General features: G+C 62.0%; 16 protein-coding genes. 4 read left to right on the top strand and 12 right to left on the bottom strand.

Features of this window, described 5'->3' with window-relative positions; genetic code table 11:
• Window positions 1-135 precede the first annotated feature (135 nt).
• Window positions 136-1,302, top strand: a complete 1,167-nt coding sequence (locus E5K00_RS09490) for an endonuclease/exonuclease/phosphatase family protein (protein ID WP_135462981.1) — start codon at window positions 136-138, stop codon at window positions 1,300-1,302.
• A 5-nt stretch (window positions 1,303-1,307) separates the two neighbouring features.
• On the opposite strand, the gene E5K00_RS09485 is transcribed toward E5K00_RS09490, so the two are convergent.
• Window positions 1,308-2,453 carry an FAD-dependent monooxygenase gene (locus tag E5K00_RS09485; RefSeq protein ID WP_135462980.1) on the bottom strand — a complete coding sequence of 382 codons (1,146 nt, stop codon included), beginning with the start codon at window positions 2,451-2,453 and terminating at the stop codon, window positions 1,308-1,310.
• 203 nt (window positions 2,454-2,656) lie between these two features.
• Between E5K00_RS09485 and E5K00_RS09480 the strand changes: the two genes are divergently transcribed.
• Window positions 2,657-3,076, top strand: coding sequence for a hypothetical protein (locus E5K00_RS09480; protein ID WP_135462979.1), 420 nt, complete (start codon window positions 2,657-2,659; stop codon window positions 3,074-3,076).
• Between the two features lie 120 nt (window positions 3,077-3,196).
• Here E5K00_RS09480 and dnaK read toward each other — a convergent pair whose 3' ends face one another.
• The 7 genes from dnaK to fabG form a co-directional block, all read right to left on the bottom strand.
• Entirely contained in the window at window positions 3,197-5,131 is a 1,935-nt protein-coding gene (gene dnaK / locus E5K00_RS09475) for a molecular chaperone DnaK (RefSeq protein WP_135462978.1), read from the bottom strand.
• Window positions 5,132-5,365: 234 nt separating this feature from the next.
• On the bottom strand, window positions 5,366-6,301 hold the full coding sequence (locus E5K00_RS09470; RefSeq protein WP_135462977.1) for an alpha/beta hydrolase: 936 nt from the start codon (window positions 6,299-6,301) through the stop codon (window positions 5,366-5,368).
• On the bottom strand, window positions 6,301-7,188 hold the full coding sequence (locus tag E5K00_RS09465; protein ID WP_135462976.1) for a pseudouridine synthase: 888 nt from the start codon (window positions 7,186-7,188) through the stop codon (window positions 6,301-6,303). The genes E5K00_RS09470 and E5K00_RS09465 overlap by 1 nt, the downstream gene beginning before the upstream one ends.
• Before the next feature lie 47 nt (window positions 7,189-7,235).
• Entirely contained in the window at window positions 7,236-7,637 is a 402-nt protein-coding gene (locus E5K00_RS09460; RefSeq protein WP_135462975.1) for a hypothetical protein, read from the bottom strand.
• Window positions 7,638-7,756: 119 nt separating this feature from the next.
• Complete coding sequence (locus tag E5K00_RS09455) at window positions 7,757-9,832, bottom strand: VWA domain-containing protein (protein WP_245328250.1); 2,076 nt, start codon at window positions 9,830-9,832, stop codon at window positions 7,757-7,759.
• A 251-nt stretch (window positions 9,833-10,083) separates the two neighbouring features.
• Window positions 10,084-10,755, bottom strand: coding sequence for a YiiX family permuted papain-like enzyme (locus E5K00_RS09450; RefSeq protein ID WP_135462974.1), 672 nt, complete (start codon window positions 10,753-10,755; stop codon window positions 10,084-10,086).
• 180 nt (window positions 10,756-10,935) lie between these two features.
• Window positions 10,936-11,685 (bottom strand): 3-oxoacyl-[acyl-carrier-protein] reductase, encoded by a 750-nt coding sequence (fabG, locus tag E5K00_RS09445; RefSeq protein ID WP_135462973.1) that lies wholly within the window; start codon window positions 11,683-11,685, stop codon window positions 10,936-10,938.
• Between the two features lie 202 nt (window positions 11,686-11,887).
• Between fabG and E5K00_RS09440 the strand changes: the two genes are divergently transcribed.
• Complete coding sequence (locus E5K00_RS09440) at window positions 11,888-13,132, top strand: NAD(P)/FAD-dependent oxidoreductase (protein WP_135462972.1); 1,245 nt, start codon at window positions 11,888-11,890, stop codon at window positions 13,130-13,132.
• A gap of 245 nt (window positions 13,133-13,377) precedes the next feature.
• Here E5K00_RS09440 and E5K00_RS09435 read toward each other — a convergent pair whose 3' ends face one another.
• Window positions 13,378-14,136: a tetratricopeptide repeat protein gene (locus E5K00_RS09435; RefSeq protein ID WP_135462971.1), complete on the bottom strand. Its 759-nt coding sequence runs from the start codon at window positions 14,134-14,136 to the stop codon at window positions 13,378-13,380.
• Window positions 14,137-14,319: 183 nt separating this feature from the next.
• A complete protein-coding gene (locus E5K00_RS09430) occupies window positions 14,320-14,970 on the bottom strand; it encodes a tetratricopeptide repeat protein (protein WP_135462970.1) in 651 nt (216 codons plus the stop codon).
• A 231-nt stretch (window positions 14,971-15,201) separates the two neighbouring features.
• Here E5K00_RS09430 and lpdA point away from each other — a divergent pair, with 231 nt between their 5' ends.
• The gene (lpdA, locus tag E5K00_RS09425; protein WP_135462969.1) at window positions 15,202-16,596 is read left to right on the top strand and encodes a dihydrolipoyl dehydrogenase; all 1,395 of its coding nucleotides are present in this window, start codon (window positions 15,202-15,204) and stop codon (window positions 16,594-16,596) included.
• 59 nt (window positions 16,597-16,655) lie between these two features.
• Here lpdA and E5K00_RS09420 read toward each other — a convergent pair whose 3' ends face one another.
• Both E5K00_RS09420 and E5K00_RS09415 read right to left on the bottom strand, forming a co-directional pair.
• On the bottom strand, window positions 16,656-17,330 hold the full coding sequence (locus E5K00_RS09420; RefSeq protein WP_135462968.1) for a hypothetical protein: 675 nt from the start codon (window positions 17,328-17,330) through the stop codon (window positions 16,656-16,658).
• Window positions 17,331-17,520: 190 nt separating this feature from the next.
• Window positions 17,521-18,465 carry a DMT family transporter gene (locus tag E5K00_RS09415; protein WP_135462967.1) on the bottom strand — a complete coding sequence of 315 codons (945 nt, stop codon included), beginning with the start codon at window positions 18,463-18,465 and terminating at the stop codon, window positions 17,521-17,523.
• Window positions 18,466-18,477 lie beyond the last annotated feature (12 nt).

Below are 18,477 nucleotides of genomic sequence, written 5' to 3'. Positions count from 1 at the left end.
AAATGAGTGAATGAGTGAATTTTCGTTCAATTGACCCTATCGGCGCAGTTAAAACATCAGACTCACTCATTCACTCATTTGCTCATTCACTCTTTTGCCCATTCACTCATTCACTCATTCACTCATTCGCCCTAAGTGCCTGATCTAGACGCTCCCCTTTGGCTGTTAATTGCCCACGGCCTGACGCTGCTGCTTACCGTAGCTGCGCTGGTGGCCACGCTGCTGCCGCTGCTGCGCGAAACCGCCTGGTGGATCCGCATCTTCGACTTCCCGCGCCTGCAGATTGTCGCCGTGGCCATTATTACCATCGGCGGGGGCTTTATGCTGGGCTGGCACCAACTGCCCGGCTACTGGGGGCTGGGCGCCCTGGCCGCCCTGGTGGCGGCGGTGCTCTACCAGTCGTTCCGCATTGTGCCCTACACCCCGGTGGCCAGCAAGCAGATTGCCGACAGCACCCGCGCCGACGGCTCGCGCCACCTGAGCCTGGCCGTGATGAACGTGCTGCAATACAACAAGCAAGGCGCCCGGGCCCTGGCCGTGCTCCAGGAAACCGACCCCGACCTGATTATGGCCGTCGAAACCGACCAGTGGTGGTACGAGCAGCTGAAGCCCCTGGAAGCCACTCACCCCTACACCTGCCACGAGCCCCTCGACAACACGTACGGCCTGCTGTTTTTCTCGCGGCTGCCCCTGCAAAACTGCGAAATCAAGTACCTGCTCGACGACGACGTGCCTTCCCTGCACGGGCACGTGCAGCTGCCCGACGGCAAAACCTGGGTGCGCATCTTTGGCCTGCATCCCAAGCCCCCGGCACCCGCCGAGTCGAAAACCAGCACCAAGCGCGACGCCGAACTATTGCTGGTCGGCAAGGCCATCGGGGAGCGGGAGGAGCCTACCATCGTGTTTGGCGACATGAACGACGTGGCCTGGTCCCACACTTCCGAGCTGTTCCGGCGCATCAGCGGCCTGCTCGACCCGCGCGTGGGCCGGGGCCTGCTGCCCACCTTCCACGCCGAATACATGCTGCTACGCTGGCCCCTGGACCACGTCTTCGTGTCGCCCGACTTCAAGGTCGACGACATTCAGCGCCTGCCCTACGTGGGGTCCGACCATTTTCCCATCTACCTCAAGCTCAGCTACGAGCCCCAGGACAAGGCCGAGCAGGAAGAAAACTGCGAGCAGGCCGATGTGGAAGACCACGAGGAGGCCAATGAAAAGATAAAAGAGGGGTTTGAGGAGGAGGTAGAAGAAGAAGTAGAGGAAGCTCAAGGGCAGAAGCCGGAAAAAGAGCTGACTACCTAAGCACTTTATACTTCGTAAAGCCAGGCCAGCTGCCGCCGGCTGACCGCCTGTGGTATAGCCCGCAGCAGCACGTTGCGCAGGCGTACCAGCAACGGGTTTTCCAGCTGCGCCAGTTGCCCGAGCTGCCAGGAGGTCGTCACGATGCGCGTGGTGCGGGGCAAGCGCCGCCGCTCAAAGGCCTGAAAAGCCGCCGCCACATCCGGGGCGGCAGCCAGACACTCGGCCAGCACCGTGGCATCTTCCACGGCCTGCCCGGCACCCTGCCCCATATTGGGCGTGGTGGCATGGCCCGCGTCGCCGAGCAGCAGTACCCGGCCGTAAGCCAGCGCCGACAGCGGCGGCAAGTCCATAATGTCGTTCCACAGCAGCTGCTCGTCGGTGGTAGCCGCCAGCAGGGCCGGAATGGGGACCGGAAAGTCGGCGAAGGTGCGTTGCAGGTCGGCCACGCGAAAGGCCGCGAACTGCGGATTGCGGGGCTGGGCACTGTTCAGGCAGGCAAACCAGTACACCTGGCCCTGGCCCACGGGCACGTAGCCAATGCGTCGGCCGGCGTCTCCCCAGATTTCCATGGAGCTGCCCACCGGCAGTTGCAGGTGGCTGGCTTCCACCACGGCGCGCCAGCAGGTGTAGCCCGCGTAGCGTGGCTGGCTGTCAGGCAGCAGCTGCCGCCGCACCGGCGAGTGTAGCCCATCGGCCCCAATGAGGGCGTCGGCCCGGGCCGGGCTGCCATCCGTGAAATAGGCCGTGACTCCCGTGGCTGTAGCCTCAAACCGCTCGAACCGGCACCCGAGCCGCACGGTGTTGGCCGGTAGCCCGGCCAGCAGCGCCCGTTGCAGCGCCGCCCGGTGTATTCCCAGGTTGTCGTACCCGATTTTCCGGGCAAAATAGGTCGGGTCCGTGGTTTGCAAAATTCGGCCGCGCTGGTCGGCCAACGCCAGGCGCGTAATAGGAGTCCCGTGGGCCTGTACGGCGGCCTCAAGGTGCAGGGTCGCTAAGCTGCGCACGGCATTGGCGCCCAATACTACCCCGGCGCCCACTTCCCGGAGCTGCGCCGCGGCTTCGTACACCGTCACGAGGTGGCCCTGGCGCAGCAGCGCGTGCGCCGTAGTCAGGCCACCGATGCCCGCGCCGATAATCAGAAAAGAAGCCATAGGATAGGAACACTAGTGCTGTTGCAACAGGGTCAGGGCGTGGGCACCGGGGCGCCAGGAAGGTCAATAGTAAGGATTCAACGGCGTATATAAGCCATTCAACCCGTAAATTACGTGGTTGAGCTTTGAACTCGGGCATCTTTCTCTGTCAGCTCAGCGTATGAATTACCGCTTGGTTTATTCGCCATTGCTTTTCAAATCACATGTCTGAACAAACTACCCCCCGGCTGTATTTTGAGAATCCGGTGGGCCGCTTACTCGAGCACCCCACTGGTTATGCCATCGTCGAGTACAACGCCGGCACCCGCAAGCTAAGCGACATGCAGGCTTTCCTGACCCACGCCAGTCAGCTGCTCCAGAGCCGTGGGTGGCGCAAAATGCTCGGCGACCAGCACCTGATGTCGCCTTTCACCGACGACGAGCGGGCCTGGATCAAGGACTTCTGGGTATCGCGCACGGCCGCGGGCAGCACCATCTACGGGGCCGTTATCCTGCCGCAGGACGTTTTTGCCCGCTTATCCTTGAGCTTGGTGATGAGTGAAGCCCAGGAGTCGGCCCTGACGTACCGGCTCTTCGACAACGAAGCTGACGCCACCCAGTGGCTGGCGCAGCTGCCGGTATAGGTTACCGAATCTTCCCCGCATGCTCCAAAGGAAGTGTTTGCTGGCTTGGAACAAAGTCCTAAAACATAAAAAGGCCGGAAGCATCTGCTTCCGGCCTTTTTATTCACTCGGGGTCAGCAATTACTTGCTGCCGTCTACTTCTTCGTAGTCTACGTCGGTCACGTTGTCGTGGGGCTGACCTTGCTGGCCGTTGCCACCGGGGGCCGCGCCGTCGGCACCGGGGTAGCCCTGGGGCTGACCTTCACCACCCTGGGCGTACATTTCCTGCGAAGCAGCCTGCCAGGCGGCGTTGATAGCCTCCATAGCGGTGTCAATCTGGCCGAGGTCTTTGCTCTCGTGGGCCTTTTTCAGGTCGGCAAGGGCATTTTCTACGGCCGTCTTGTTGCCGGCGCTCAGCTTGTCGCCGTACTCTTTCAGCTGCTTTTCCGTCTGGAAAATCATTGAGTCGGCGGCGTTTACCTTCACGATACGCTCGGTTTCGGCTTTGTCGGCTTCGGCGTTAGCCGCAGCTTCGCTGCGCATCCGCTCGATGTCGGCGTCGGTGAGGCCCGACGAGGCTTCAATGCGGATTTTCTGCTCTTTGCCGGTGCCTTTGTCCTTGGCCGACACGTGCAGGATGCCGTTGGCGTCGATGTCGAAGGTTACTTCGATCTGCGGTACGCCGCGGGGTGCTGGCGGAATCGAGTCGAGGTGGAAGCGGCCGATGGTGCGGTTTTGCGAAGCCAACGGACGCTCGCCCTGCAACACGTGGATTTCAACCGAAGGCTGCGAATCCGAAGCCGTGGAGAAGGTTTCCGACTTTTTGGTCGGGATGGTCGTGTTGCTTTCGATGAGCTTGGTCATCACGCCGCCCATCGTCTCGATACCGAGGCTCAGGGGCGTCACGTCCAGCAGCAGCACGTCCTTCACTTCGCCGGTCAGGACGCCGCCCTGAATGGCCGCGCCGATGGCTACTACTTCGTCGGGGTTTACACCCTTCGAAGGCTTCTTGCCGAAGAACTTCTCTACTTCCTCCTGAATGCGGGGAATACGGGTCGAACCACCCACCAAGATTACCTCGTCGATGTCGGAGGTGCTCAGGCCAGCGTCTTGCAGGGCCTTTTTGCAGGGCTCCATCGAGCGGCGCACCAGGGCGTCGGCGAGCTGCTCAAACTTGGCGCGGCTCAGCTTTACTACCAGGTGCTTGGGGCCCGAAGCGGTAGCCGTAACGTAGGGCAGGTTGATTTCGGTTTCCGACGAGCTCGACAGCTCCACCTTGGCCTTTTCAGCGGCTTCTTTCAAGCGCTGCAGGGCCATGGGGTCTTTGCGCAGGTCGAGGCCTTCATTTTCGCTGGCAAACTGGTCGGCCAGGAAGTTGATGATTACCTGGTCGAAGTCGTCGCCGCCGAGGTGGGTGTCACCGTTGGTGCTCAGTACTTCGAATACGCCGTCGCCGAGCTCCAGAATCGAGATGTCGAAGGTACCACCACCGAGGTCGTACACGGCAATTTTCTGGTCTTTGTGCTTCTTGTCGAGGCCGTAGGCCAGGGCCGCCGCCGTGGGCTCGTTGATGATGCGTTTCACGTCGAGGCCGGCAATGGCACCGGCTTCTTTGGTAGCCTGGCGCTGGGCGTCGTTGAAGTAGGCGGGAACCGTAATAACGGCTTCCGTTACCGTGGTGCCCAGATATTCCTCAGCCGTCTGCTTCATTTTCTGAAGCACCATAGCCGAAATTTCCTGGGGTGTATACTGCCGGTCGCCAATTTTGACGGCTACCGTATTGTTCGAGCCGCTCACCAGCTGGTACGATACGTGCTTCGACTCTTCGGTTACTTCCGAGAAGCCGCGGCCCATAAAGCGCTTAATCGATTGGATCGTGTTCTGGGGGTTGGTAATGGCTTGACGCTTAGCCGGATCACCGACTTTCCGCTCGCCTTTACCGTTGTCGAGGAACGCCACAATCGAGGGAGTCGTGCGGCGGCCTTCGCTATTCGGAATCACCACCGGCTCGTTGCCTTCCATAACGGCCACGCACGAGTTGGTGGTGCCGAGGTCAATACCGATTATTTTTCCCATTTGATTGGTTGTATTTTATGAGTTGGGTGTCTGATTGTTCGTTGCGACTTACTCGCGTCGGACTAATGACAAGCAGCGTACCAGCCCGCAAAACGGGGTTTTTCTGTGACACATTGTCATTTTAGCCGGCTCCCGAGGCAGGATTTACGACGGACTGACTTTTACGGGGAAATTGCCGCCGGGATTTCCTGCCAGCTGGGCAGGGGCAAGGCCAAGCCAATGGGCGAAGTGCTGCTACACATGCTTCAGAAACCCCGCAATCGTCGTTTGCCACTGCTGCGGGTACTTGCGCCAGTACGGCTCGTGGCCGGCTTTGGGGAAGTCGCGGCGCTGCTTGGGGCCCCGTAGCGCGGCGTAGATGGCGTCGGTTTCCGGGCGGGTGACGCGCGGATCGGCCTCGCCCCACATCAGCAGGGTAGGGGCCGTTACGTGCCGGGCAAACGTGGTGGCGTCGAGGTCGAAGGCCCAGAAGCCGTTTTGCACCCCGCCCCAGAATACGAGCAGGTTGGCCATCGGGAAAGCCGGGACGTGCATGGCGCTAAAGCGGTTTTGGGCCGTCTGCAGCATGCTGCCGTAGGGACACTCCACAATATTGGCCGCGGGCCTGATGCCCAGCTCACTTTCGGCCCGCAGAATGGCCACCGCGCCCATCGAAGCGCCGTAGAGGATAACGGGGGCCACGGAATCCTGCCGGAGCAAGAAAGCATAAGCCGCCGCCACGTCGGCCGATTCGCGGAAGCCGACGGTGGTCTGTAAGCCTTCCGAGCCCCCGTTGCCGGCAAAGTCGACCAGCAGCACGGAGTAGCCCAGCTGCCGAAACACGGCGGCCTCCGTCAGCAGCTTCGACTTGTTGCTGGTGTAGCCGTGAAACAGGGCCACGCGGCCTTTGGCGTTTTCCACCGGGCTGTACCACGCTTCCAGCCGGCCACTGGCACTCGGGATGGTCACGGTGCGGAAGGCAAAGGCCGGCGTGCCGAGGTTGCGGGGCTTGGGGTTTTTGATGCCGGTCAGCAGCACCCAGGCTTTGTCCAGGGCCGAAAGCTGCTCGGGATTCCCCGTGTGGCGGCCGGGCTCGGCGGTGAAATGAGTAAAGCGCCAGGCATGCAGAAACGCTACGCCATTCAGCGCCAGAAACCCCAGCAGCAGCCCCCACAGCAGCCGGCGTTTCACTAGCGGCCCGAGCTGCGGCCCGAGCTGCGGCCCCCGCCCGAACGGCCGCCGGCGCTACGGCCTGCGCCGCCCGCCCCGGGCTTGAAACCACCTTTGCCCTTGGGCTTATCGAAATCCGTGGAGCGGCCCGGCTTGCCCGCGGCGGCCGGGCGGCCGCCCGCGCCTGCCGATTTGCCACCGGCGGCCGGGCGGCCGGCGTAGGGCTTGGCACCGGCCGTCCGGCCCGCCCCCGCCGGCTTGGCCGACTCATCCTCGTTGGTCGAGCCGGGTGTGCTTTTCGGCGCTACGGCCCGCTCGCCGGGCATTTTGGTGGCCGAGTAGGCCGAGCGCAGCTTGGCGGCTTCGGCCTCGGTCAGCTCGCGCCACTGGCCCGGTTTCAGGCCGGCCACGGGCAGGTGGGCAATCTGGGTGCGGATCAGGCGCAGGGTGGGGAAGCCCACGGCGGCCGTCATCTTGCGCACCTGCCGGTTCATGCCCTGCGAAATCGTGATTTTCAGCCAGGACGTCGGAATAGCGGCCCGGAAGCGGATGGGCTTGCTCCGCTCCCAGAGGTCGGCGGGCGGCTCGGGCAGCAGTTCGGCCTGGGCGGGGGCGGTGTAGCTGGTTTTGATGTCGACGCCGCGGCGCAGCTGGGCCAGGGCTTCCTCGGTTGGCACGCCTTCTACCTGGGCCAGGTAGGTTTTGGGTACTTTGTAGCGCGGCTCGGAGAGGCGGTGCTGCAGGCCCTTGTCGTCGGTGAGCAGCACCAGACCTTCACTGTCGTAGTCGAGGCGGCCCACGGGATACACGCCGGGCACGGGCACGAAGTCTTTGAGCGTGGCGCGGCCGTTCTCATCGGTGAATTGGGTGAGAACTTCGAAGGGTTTGTTGACGAGAACGTAGCGCATCAGCTAAAAAAACTTGGGGTAAGGGAAATCAAAACAAGGCGGCGGCCCTAGCGCTGCCCGCGGCGGTAGCCCGGAATCAGCTGTACCACGTCGCCGTTGGGGTACACCACAAACTCGCCACTGTCGCGACTCACGTCGCCGGCTTTGGTTTGCTCGCGGTAGTCGTGGCGCACAAAGGTACCAATCCGCGCCGCGCCGTTTGCTACTTTCGGTGAAACCGTCGGTTTTGTCGCGCTGTCGGCGTTCAGCCGGGCCAGGCTGGCCACGTAGGCCACCGAATCCTGGCGGGTATAGGGCCTGGTGTCAAACTTGCCGGCCCGGTAGCTGGCCGGGTCGCCCATGCGGTTGCCGACGTATTCGGCCACCGCCGATTCGGCCCGCTTTTCGGGCGAGTTGTTGCAGCCGGCCAGCAGGGCAGGGGCCAGCAGAAGAAGGAAGCCGTGTTTCATCGGAAAAAGCAAAAGAAGGAGGTGACGCGAAGTTTCCCCTCACGAATCATTGCTGTCGGACTTGTCGCCAGAACAACCATCGGGCAACGGGCCGCAGGGTGGAACTGCGCGTTACGAAGTTAGATGCCGCCCGAGTATTTGCGGGTGGCCCACTCGGCGGTAATCAGGGTCAGCAGCAGGAAAAACAGCCACTTCAGGTTGATCAGGTCCTGCAAATCTTCCTGGCTGTAGAGAATGGGCTTGGCGTTGGCTTTCTGAATGTCCTGGCCAAGCTGGGCAAACTGGCTGGGATAATACAGGCGGGAGCCGCTGCGCCGGGCCAGCTGATACAGCAGGTTGTGGTCGGCGCGGGCTTCCAGGGTTTCGAGCTGCTGCTCCTGCACCAGCAGCTCGCCCCGATCTTGCTGCGGCTGCCCGCCGAGCGTGGCCGTGGCCGCGTAGCGATAGAGGCCGCCGGGCAGCAACCCCAAGTGCAGGGGCGCGCCATCCTCACTGTTCGTAAAGCTGAAGATGCGGGTGCGGTTCCGCTCGTCGGTCAGGGTCAGGCGAATCTGCTGGCCGTAGATCCGCTCGAAAATGGCGTTGTAGGTTTCGGCCCCGAACGTCACGTCGTCGGCGGTGCTGAAGGCATCCTGGGTGGGATACACGTCGAGGCGCTTCTTGTTGGCGTTGGCCGTGAGCAGCTGCAAGGTCCGGACGATGAGCCGGTCGTAGGCTTCGGGCCGGTCGGCGTGGTCGGCGGCTTCCTGCAGGCGCCACTGCCAGCTGCCATCGGTGAGCAGCGTGGCCTGGCGCTGGGCCGGCGTGCCCCCGAGCACCAGCAGCGGCTTCTGGGTTTTGAGGCGGCCCACCTGCTGGTACAGCGCCACTTCGGCCCCGCTGTTCACCCGCAAATCCCCGAAGGGCACGGCCGCCGGCGGATACGCCGCGAAGCGCCGCAGGGCATCTTCCTCGAAGGTAAAGCGCGAAAAAGCCGGGTTCAGCACGGGCGTTACCTCGTCGGTCTGCGAGCCGCGGGGCGTGATGGTTAGGCCGGTCCCAAAGGCGTTGTAGGCGTTGAAATCGGACTGAGCCCCCACGATGTAGAGCGTCGGCACCCGGCGGCTTTTGACGGCGGCCAGCACGTCGGCCCCCACGCCGCCCCGGGCGGGTAGCTGGTGCAGAATGGCCACGTCGTAGTTCTGGGCCGGCAGGGGCGTGATGCCGGGCAGGTAAGTCGTCAGGGCGAAATTGTCGTTTTGCTGAATGGCGGCGCGCAGGGCTTTCAGGTCGGGGTGGGGGGCGGCCCCGGCCAGCAGCACGCGCAGCTTGCCCTTCACCACTTCCAGGTAGGCGCTTTTGCGGTTGTTGAGGGTGGTAAACTCGCCGGCCAGGGGCTGCACCAGTACTTCGTAGCGGTGCTTGCCGGGGGCCCCGGCCGTGAGCAGGAAGGTCGTTTTCTGGCTGCGCCGACTGCCCGTGAGCGGCACGCGGCGGGTTTCGAGCACCCGGCCATTCTCGCGCAGCTGCACCGAGGCCTCGCCGCCAGTGAAGCCGCTGTAGTCGATTTCGGCCTCAATCGGGAACCGGTTGCCGCTGAAGGCCACGCGGTTGTAGGTCAGCTGGGCCAGGCGCACGTCCTTTTTGGGCAGGGTGTCGCCCACGGCTACGCTGTAAATCGGGAAGTTGAACTCGGAGTACACCGGGGAGCGGCCCTGGTTCACGATGCCGTCGGAGAGGAGCACCACGCCGGCCAGGTTGCGCCCGTCGTAGCTTTCCCCGATGCCCGAGAGCAGGCCGTCGAGGTCGGAGGCCGGAGCCTGGAAGCGCAACGAATCGGGCCGGGCCGGACGGGCTCCGGTGCCGAGCGTGCGGGTTTCCACCTGAAAGCCTTTGCCGCGCAGCGTGGCGGCCAGCTGGGTAAGACCCGTGGTGGCCTGATTCAGTACCGGCGGCGGCGTAAACAGGCCCACCGACTGAGAGTTATCCACGGCCAACACGATGGTGGGCTGCTCCTTGGTCGTGGTCGTGGTCTTGATAAAGGGCGAAAGCAGCAGAAAGCACAGAAAGCTGACGACCACGAAGCGCAGGGCGGCCAGGGCGTAGTTCACCGGCTTGCTCCAGGGAGCCTTGGCCGAGTAGAGAAGAGCCGCGTAACCCGCGCCCACGGCCAGGCACAGCAAGATTAACCAGGGAGAAGCAGCGGTGGACAGCAAAGGCAGAGCGAAGGATTGAGCACTAAGAACCCCGAAGATAGCCGGGAAGTTGCTTGCAAGATAGCCGCCGGCCGCCGCACCCGGCGAAGGCAGGTATAGAAAGGTAGAATAAGCCAAGGCCGCCGGAGCCTGGGTTGGTTTCGGGAATAACGCCCCCACTGAGTTCGGGCCGGTTGGCCGCGCCGGTAAAAAGCACGGGAAGCCCTGTGACTTTTATTGCTTGCTCCTATTACAGTAGGGCGGGGCCGCTGTTACCGCACCGTTACCAGCTCCTCGCTCTCCAGCATCCGGACCGGGGAAATAACCTTCTCATCCAGCGGAATGTGCTTGCCGTACCGCTCCCGCAGCTTGGCCTGCACGGCCGGGTGGCTTAGGTCGAACTCGCGCAGGGTCTGGAGCTGGCCGATTTCGCGGCCGGTAGCGGTTTGGTACATCTTCCAGAGCAGCTCCGAGCAGTAGATTCGCTCGTCGCTCCAGCCGAAGTAGAGGTCGTAGTTTTTGCCCTGGTACTGCTCCCCGGCCTTTTTGAGACGCTGCAAGGCCGCGGGCGTCAGTACGGTTTCCGCGTCGCGTAGGCGCTTGACCACAAACTTGCCCTCCTTGCCCCGCGCCACCCATTTGGCCAATGAGGTTTCACTCACGGGCTGCACGGCCTCGAATACCCGCCACTCGCCATTGCGCCGAAACAGGATGCCACAGTGGCTGTACTCCGACTTGGTCGCCAGCTGAATGGCCCGGCTCTGCGCCGATTGGGAGGTCTGGAAAATAAGGTCGCCGTCGTGGAGCCGGGGCGCAGCCTCCGCAACTGCCGTTTCGGCGTGGCGGCTGGCCTGGTAGCGGTTCAGGCGGCGGGAGAGCCGCGGGTAGGCCAGAAATGCCAGCAGCAACAGCGGCAGCAGCAACAGCAGGAGGCGGAGCTTCATAAGAAGTTAGGCTAAAGCTAAAAAAGCTAGTTCCCCTCCTCAGATGAGGAGGGGCTAGGGGTGGTTGAAACGGTAGAACGACTTTTAGAACTAGCTCTAAAAAGATGTTCTAACGTAATCAACCACCCCTAACCCCTCCTTATCTAAGGAGGGGAACTAGTATTCTAAACTGTAAAAAAACTAGGTTAGCATGCCGCCATCTACCTGCAACACCTGGCCGCTGATGTAGCTGCTGTCGTCGGAGGCCAGGAAGGCGGTGGCTTTGGCCACGTCTTCGGGGGTGCCGCCGCGCTTGAGCGGAATGGCTTTGCGCCACTCTTCCACCACTTTCTGGTCCAGCTCCCCAGTCATTTCGGTTTCGATGAAGCCGGGGGCAATGGCGTTGCAGCGGATGTTGCGCGAGCCCAGCTCCAGGGCCACCGACTTGGTGAAGCCGATGATGCCGGCTTTGCTGGCCGCGTAGTTGGCCTGGCCGGCGTTGCCTTTGATGCCCACGACCGAGGTCATGTTGATGATGCTGCCGGCTTTGGCGCGCATCATGGGCTTGGTAGCGGCTTTGGTCAGGTTGAACACCGACTTGAGGTTCACGGCCAGCACCTGGTCCCACTGCTGCTCGCTCATGCGCATCAGCAGGCCGTCCATCGTAATACCGGCGTTGTTGACCAGAATGTCGAGCTTGCCGAACTCGGCCACCACGTCTTCCACCAGCTTTTCGGCCTGGGCGTAGTCGGAGGCGTCGGAGCGGAAGCCTTTGATTTTGGTGCCGTGGGCCGCCAGCTCCTGTTCCAGCTGCTGGCCTTTCTCCACGCTGGAGAGGTAAGTAAATGCCACATTAGCCCCAAGCTGGGCGAAATACACCGCAATGGCGCGGCCAATTCCTTTGGAAGCACCCGTAATAAGGGCCACTTTTCCGTCGAGCAGTTTCGTCATGCGGCGAAGATAGGGTTCTGGTTGGTAGTTGTTGACTGTTGATTGTTGGTTTTTGCCCCAATCAGGCCGGTGGTACCATAATGTTGAGCATGGAGCCAGAGCACGGTAGCGCTTAAAACCAGGATTAAGTCCCCATCTTCGTCTCTCGTTGGTGGCGTTGAACAGTTCAGCAACCAACAACTAACAACCAACAACCAACTGAATGCGCCACGTCGATATTTGTATTCTGGGAGCCGGACCGGGCGGCGCAACGGCCGCGCTTCACCTGGCCGCGGCGGGCCACAAAGTACTGCTCATTGACAAAGCCGTGTTTCCCCGCGACAAAATCTGCGGTGATGGGCTCAGCGGCAAGGTTATCAGTGAGCTGCGGCGCCTGGGGCCCGAGGTACTCAGCCGCCTTTCGGCGTCGGCCGCGCAGGTGCCTTCCTGGGGCATCGACTTTTTCGCCCCCAACGGCCGCCGCTTGTCGGTGCCGTTCAAGCCGCGCTACAACCCGGCCACCGATGCGCCGGCCGGCCACGTTATCAAGCGCCTCGACTTCGACGATTTTCTGGTGCGGGAGGTGCGCCAGCGGCCCGAAATTGAGCTGCTGGAAGGCGTGGACGTTGCCCAGCACGAACGCACGGCCGACGGCCGCTGGCTGCTGCGCACTGCCGAGGGTGAGGCCCTGGTTTCGGCGCGCATCCTGCTGGTGGCCAACGGGGCGCAGTCAGTCTTTGCGCGCCACGTTGCGGGCCACGCCCTGGAGCCCGCCCACCACTGCGCCGGCGTGCGAGCCTACTACGACGGAGTGCAGGGCCTGAGTGCCGACAACTTTATCGAGCTGCACTTCATCAAAGACTTCCTGCCCGGCTACCTCTGGGTGTTTCCCTTGCCCAACGGCCAGGCCAACGTGGGCGTGGGCATGCTGACCCAGGCCATATCGGCCCAAAAAGTGAATCTGCGCGAAAAGCTGGCCGAAATGCTCGACACCCACCCCGCCCTGCGGGAGCGGTTCCGGGCGGCGCGGCGGCTGGGGCCGGTGCGGGGCTTTGGCCTGCCGCTGGGCTCGAAGCGCCGCCCGATTTCCGGCAACGGCTACCTGCTGCTCGGCGACGCGGCTTCCCTTATCGACCCATTCACGGGGGAAGGCATCAGCCACGCTATGGTCAGCGGGCGGCACGCGGCCGACTGGGCCGGGCGGGCCCTGGCCGCCCAGGATACCAGCGCCGCTTTTCTCAGGCAGTACGATGCGGCCGTGTACCGGCGGCTGGGCCAGGAGCTGCGCCTGAGCCACTGGTTGCAACGGCTGCTCCAGTTTCCGGCTTTGTTCAACTTCGTGGCCAACCGCGCCGCCAACAATGCCACCCTGGCCGAAACCCTGTCCAGCATGTTCCTGGATTTGAATCTGCGGGAGCGGCTGCGCCAGCCCAGCTTTTACGTCAAGCTGCTGTTCGGCGGAAAGTAGGCTTTTAGTTGTTCGTTGCTCGTTGTCCGTTATTAGGTCGTCTGTCATCCTGAGCAGAGCGAAGGACCTTCCTCTGATGAGTGACAAAGCTGATCCGACGTGACAAAGCCCTTTACCACCGGCGCGGTAAAGGGCTTTGTCACGTTGGTACGAACTGCTGTTGGGGTAGGTGAGGAAGGTCCTTCGCTCTGCTCAGGATGACAGACGACCTAATAGCTGACAACGAGCAACTACCAACTAAAAAACTACTCCTTGCCGGCGTAGCGGCGTAGGCTTTTGGCGGCTTCCGGATTGATGGCCGCGGCTTTTTCCAGGTCGGCTTTGGCTTCTTTGGGCTTGTTGATGGACGAGTAGCTGATGCCCCGGTATTCCCAGGCGTCGGCGTAGGCGCTGTCGAGGCTGATGGCCTTGGTGAAATCCGGAATGGCGGCCTTGAAGTTGAAGAGCTGCATTTTGGCCGCGCCGCGCCCGAAAAACGCCTCTTTGTCGTCGGGGCGGTACTTCAGGGCTTTGGAAAAGTCGCTGATGGCGGGCGTGTATTCCTTGAGCTTGAGGCGCGTCAGGCCCCGGTTGTAGTAGGCCTCGGCGTTGGTGGGCTTCAGGCGCAGCACCGTGTTGTAGTCCGTCACGGCCTCGCGGTAGTCTTTCAGGTGGCTTTTGGCCTTGGCTCGCAGCAGCAGAGCTTCCGCGTCTTTGGGCTTGGCCTTCAGCGCCGCGTCGGCCGCCCGGATGTCGGCTTTGTAGTCCGCGTTGTTTTTGCGGGCCGCCGGCTCCACCACGGTGGGAGTGGCGGCCGTGCTGGCCGTCAGGGCCGGGGTGGGCGAGGTAGCCGGAGCCGCCGCCGCGTTGGTTATGGCCGAGGCCGTGGGCAGGCGCGGGGCCGAGGTTTCGGTCGAAACCGCGCGCCGCGCACCCGGCGTGTCGTTTTCAGCGGTGGAGGCGCACTGGGTGGTAAGCAGAACCGTAGCGGCACCCGCTACCAAGTAGAGTAACCCGTTTTTCATGTTGCAAGCGGCAGATAATCAAAAGTAAGCAGGAGGCAGCGGCGGGCTTCAGCTGGAGCTTTCCCCCGCCGCCGGGCTCATCCAGCGTGTAGACGTGAAGACCGGGGAGAGGTTGCCGTTTCGCCCAAAAAAAGCGCCCCGACCAACCGGCCAGGGCGCTGTAGCTTCCAACGCGGGGGTTGTCTACTTGCTGGGGCGGTAGCGCTTCAGGGTTTTGGCGGCGGCGGGGTTCAACGCCGCGGCTTTTTCCAGGTCCTGCATGGCTAGGTCGTCCTGGCCCGCGTGCGAGTAGCACACACCCCGGTACTCCAGGGCCTCGGCATTTTCGGGCTCCTGCTCAATAATGGCCCCGAAGTCCGGAATGGCTCCTTTGAAGTTGAGCATCTTCATCTTGGCCACACCCCGGTACAGCAGGCTGGGCGTGTTCTTGGGGTCGGCTTTCAGAATCTTGGAGAAGTCGTTGATGGCCGGCTGAAACTTCTCGGCGCGCAGGTAAGCCGTGCCGCGCTGGTAGAGCCAGTCCGCGTTGGCGGGCTGGGTGCGCAGCAGGGCCGTGTAGTCGGCCACGGCTTCCTCATAATCTTTCAGCTCGAGGTGAGCAGCGGCCCGGCTCAGGCGGGCGTCCACGTCCTTGGGCTTGGTTTTGAGCGTGGCGTCGGCCGCCTTGATCTGGGCTTTGTACTCGCCGTTCGACAGGCGCCTGGCGGGGGCCGGGGCGGTGGTCGGGGCAGTAGCCGTAGGGGCCGGGGTGGCCGTGGCCGTCAGGGCCTGCTGGGCGTGGGCGGCGGGCAGCGCCAGGGCGCCGAGAAAAAGTAGCGCGGAAAAGTGTTTCATCGGGTATTAGTGGAAAGAAGGTCGGGATGGAAACGGCGAAAAAACGATTCTGCGGCAACTTCCCGAACCTACCGCCCCGAACCCAAAGCCGAGTGCGGGAAGACGGATTCGCTCCTTATCTTTACCGCACCATCCCGAGCTGTTGCAGGCCCGATGGCAGGTTCTTTCGTTACCACAAAGAGGTGTTTTCCTGGTAAGGATAAAGCAAATCTTTATAAAACCCAAATGAATATGGCATTGCAATACGACCTGGTCGTTATCGGCAGCGGCCCCGGAGGCTACGTAGCTGCTATTCGGGCTTCTCAGCTCGGCTTGAAAGTAGGCGTGGTGGAGCGGGAGTCGCTCGGCGGTATCTGCCTCAACTGGGGCTGCATCCCGACCAAAGCCCTGCTCAAAACGGCGCAGGTGTATGAGTACCTCCAGCACGCCCAGGACTACGGTCTGAAAGTAGGGGAGACGGGCTTCGACTTCGAGGCCGTCATCAAGCGCAGCCGCGGCGTGGCCGACGGCATGAGCAAGGGCATCAACTTCCTGTTCAAAAAGAATAAAATCGAAACCGTATCGGGCGTGGGCAAGCTGCTGGCCCCCGGCAAGGTGGAGGTGACCAAAGAAGACGGCTCGAAGGAAACCGTGGAGGCCAAGCACATCATTCTGGCCACCGGGGCCCGCTCGCGCGAGCTGCCCGCCCTGCCGATTGACGGCAAGAAAATCATCGGCTACCGCCAGGCCATGACCCTGCCCGCCCTGCCCAAGAAGATGGTTGTGGTGGGTTCGGGCGCCATCGGCGTCGAGTTTGCCTACTTCTACCGCACGATGGGCACCGAGGTAACGGTGGTGGAATACCTGCCCCGCATCGTGCCCGTGGAAGACGAGGAAGTGAGCCGGCAGATGGAGAAATCCTTCAAGAAAATCGGCATTGAGGTCATGACTTCGGCCGAGGTAACGAAGGTGGATACCAGCGGCGCGGGCTGCAACGTCACCGTGAAAACGGCCAAGGGCGACCAGCAGATTGCCTGCGACATCGTGCTCAGCGCCGCCGGCGTGGTGACCAACCTCGAAAACCTGGGTCTGGAAGAGCTGGGCATCAAGGTGGAGAAAGGCCGCGTCATCGTGGACGACTACTACCAGACCAGCGTGCCCGGCATCTACGCCATCGGCGACATCGTGCCCGGCCCCGCGCTGGCCCACGTAGCCTCGGCCGAGGGCATCATCTGCGTCGAGCAGATTACCGGCCACCACCCCGAGCCGCTCAACTACCAGAACATTCCCGGCTGCACCTACGCCCAGCCCGAAATTGCCAGCGTCGGCCTCACCGAGAAAGAGGCCCGCGACAAAGGCTTCGACGTGCTGGTGGGCAAGTTCCCCTTCTCGGCCTCGGGCAAGGCTTCGGCCGCCGGTGCCAAGGACGGCTTCGTGAAGGTTATCTTCGACAAGAAGTACGGCGAGTGGCTCGGTGCCCACATGATTGGGGCCAACGTCACGGAAATGATTGCCGAGGTGGTCGTCGCCCGCAAGCTCGAAACCACCGGCCACGAAATCATTAAGGCCGTGCACCCGCATCCCACGATGAGCGAAGCCGTGATGGAAGCCGCCGCCGCCGCTTACGGCGAGGTGATTCACCTGTAAGGTTTTTGGAGTTTAGATGTTAAAAAGGCCCGCTGCAGTACTGCAGCGGGCCTTTTTTTTTACACAAACCGCGTTTCCCGGGTTAGAAGAGCTTTGTCCAACTCTAGCTCGGTGGCAAATAAATCGGTGAGCACCTTGGTTACCTCCGCTCGGTTGAAGGTGCTCGGGTTTCGTCTGGAATGCAGGTAATGCTCCCGCGTCATTTGTTCGGCCACTTGCGCTACGGTTTGCAACTGGAGCGTGTTGCTGGCAAACCGATACGCCAGCCGGAAGCCAAGCGCGGACAAGATAAATCCCGCCAAACCCACCTGCCCACTGAAAGGAAGGCTTACTAAGGAAGCCAAGGCGCTAAAGAATAAAATAGCTAACAGCCAAACCGGAGGACTCAACAAGTTGATTTGGAAACCCAGGCTGCGTTCAATTTGCTGTACTGTCTGTCGGCGGCCCTTTGGGGGCAGCAGGTCCGTAAGAAGTGTAGAGGGCGCAATAACGCTAGTCGCAGTGGGGAGCGTATTGGCTAGCGCCTGGCGTAGCTTGTAGAAAGCTTGTTGGCTGGTACAGTTGCCGCTGTGGTCGAGCGGAATCTTGGTGGTGATATAGTCGCATAGCTCACCAAAGGTGCTCAGGTGAGTCAGCTCATTGCTCACGAACCGGATGTTGAAGGACCGCTCTGCCTGGGCCAGTACAGCCTCGATATCCTCACGATCGAAATGCTTTAACTCGTAAGCCGCCATAGGTAGTTGAGTTAGGGTGATTGGGTGCTGAGCTCAACTTTCTGCCAAGGAAGCGGGATGAGTTCTTGCTTTTTGCCACTATAAGGAAACCAAATAAGATAATTACTCTGGCAACGTCAAGCACGCGAGATTCCTCGCCGGCTCGGAATGACGTTCTTACTTAGTAAGACGAGTTTCGCACCCTACCGCTCTAATCCTGCACCGGCTCCAGCGGAATGGCGTCGTCCGGGGCTGGTGCTGCCGTGTTTTTCGGCTTGCGGCTCACCAGGAATACACCTCCGAAAATCAACGCTGCCTGCAGGGCGCGGGCGGGGGTGAAGTGGTCTTTGCCCAGGGCCACGGCAATGAGCACGGCCAGAATGGGCTGCAGGTAGATGTACACGCCCAGCAGGGCGGGGGAGGCGTACTTCAGGGCCCAGTTGTTGAGCAAATACGCCAGAATGGTCAGGCAGACAATCATGTACACGATTTCGGCCCAGATGTAAAGCGGGAAGCTGCCGTAGTCGGCCGAAAGCACGCCGCGCCAGCCGAAGGGCACGGCCACGAAAGCGCCCACCAGGAAAATGCGGGCCAGCACCGTGAACGGGTGGTACTTGCGCATCAGGGGCGTCACGATAACCAGGTACACGCCAAAGGCCGTGGCGTTGAGCAGAATGAACAGGTTGCCCAGCGTGGCGTTGGGGTACACGACAGTGCCCGCCTCCCGGCTCAGAATAACCGTGGCCGCCCCGATACCGCCCAGCACGATGCCCAGCACCCGCAGCAGGGTTATCTTCTCGCTGAGCAGAATGGCCGAGGCAACGACCACCACAATCGGGGCAATGGTTTGCAGCAGGGAGGCGTTGATGGGCGAGGTGAAGTTCAGGCCCGAGAAAAACAGCAGCTGGTTGCCCCCAATGCCGATAATGCCGCACAGAATGGACCGCACGGTGTCGGCGCGGCCCTGTATCCGGTCGTGGGGCGCTATTAGGCGGCTGACGAGGGCAAAGAACAGGGCCGCTCCCAGAATGCGCAGCGTCACGATGCCGAAGGGGCCCATGTAGTGCGGCATCACATCTTTCGACAAGCTATAGTTGGCCGCGTAGATGACGGCCACCACGAATAAAGCCGCGTGCACGCGGAGAGAATTTTTCATTGTCGGCAAAGG

It is taken from the genome of Hymenobacter aquaticus, from assembly GCF_004765605.1.
In the GTDB taxonomy this organism is placed as follows: Bacteria; Bacteroidota; Bacteroidia; order Cytophagales; family Hymenobacteraceae; genus Hymenobacter; species Hymenobacter aquaticus.
The sequence above is the reverse complement of the archived record's forward strand: the minus strand, read 5'-3'. Positions and strand labels throughout refer to the sequence as shown.

Coding starts and splice junctions, on each gene's coding strand:
- E5K00_RS09485 (WP_135462980.1), bottom strand. CDS start 2,453: ATGGCTTCTTTTCTGATTATCGGCGCGGGCATCGGTGGCCTGACTACG.
- E5K00_RS09480 (WP_135462979.1), top strand. CDS start 2,657: ATGTCTGAACAAACTACCCCCCGGCTGTATTTTGAGAATCCGGTGGGC.
- dnaK (WP_135462978.1), bottom strand. CDS start 5,131: ATGGGAAAAATAATCGGTATTGACCTCGGCACCACCAACTCGTGCGTG.
- E5K00_RS09465 (WP_135462976.1), bottom strand. CDS start 7,188: ATGCGCTACGTTCTCGTCAACAAACCCTTCGAAGTTCTCACCCAATTC.
- E5K00_RS09460 (WP_135462975.1), bottom strand. CDS start 7,637: ATGAAACACGGCTTCCTTCTTCTGCTGGCCCCTGCCCTGCTGGCCGGC.
- E5K00_RS09450 (WP_135462974.1), bottom strand. CDS start 10,755: ATGAAGCTCCGCCTCCTGCTGTTGCTGCTGCCGCTGTTGCTGCTGGCA.
- fabG (WP_135462973.1), bottom strand. CDS start 11,685: ATGACGAAACTGCTCGACGGAAAAGTGGCCCTTATTACGGGTGCTTCC.
- E5K00_RS09440 (WP_135462972.1), top strand. CDS start 11,888: ATGCGCCACGTCGATATTTGTATTCTGGGAGCCGGACCGGGCGGCGCA.
- E5K00_RS09435 (WP_135462971.1), bottom strand. CDS start 14,136: ATGAAAAACGGGTTACTCTACTTGGTAGCGGGTGCCGCTACGGTTCTG.
- E5K00_RS09430 (WP_135462970.1), bottom strand. CDS start 14,970: ATGAAACACTTTTCCGCGCTACTTTTTCTCGGCGCCCTGGCGCTGCCC.
- lpdA (WP_135462969.1), top strand. CDS start 15,202: ATGGCATTGCAATACGACCTGGTCGTTATCGGCAGCGGCCCCGGAGGC.
- E5K00_RS09420 (WP_135462968.1), bottom strand. CDS start 17,330: ATGGCGGCTTACGAGTTAAAGCATTTCGATCGTGAGGATATCGAGGCT.
- E5K00_RS09415 (WP_135462967.1), bottom strand. CDS start 18,465: ATGAAAAATTCTCTCCGCGTGCACGCGGCTTTATTCGTGGTGGCCGTC.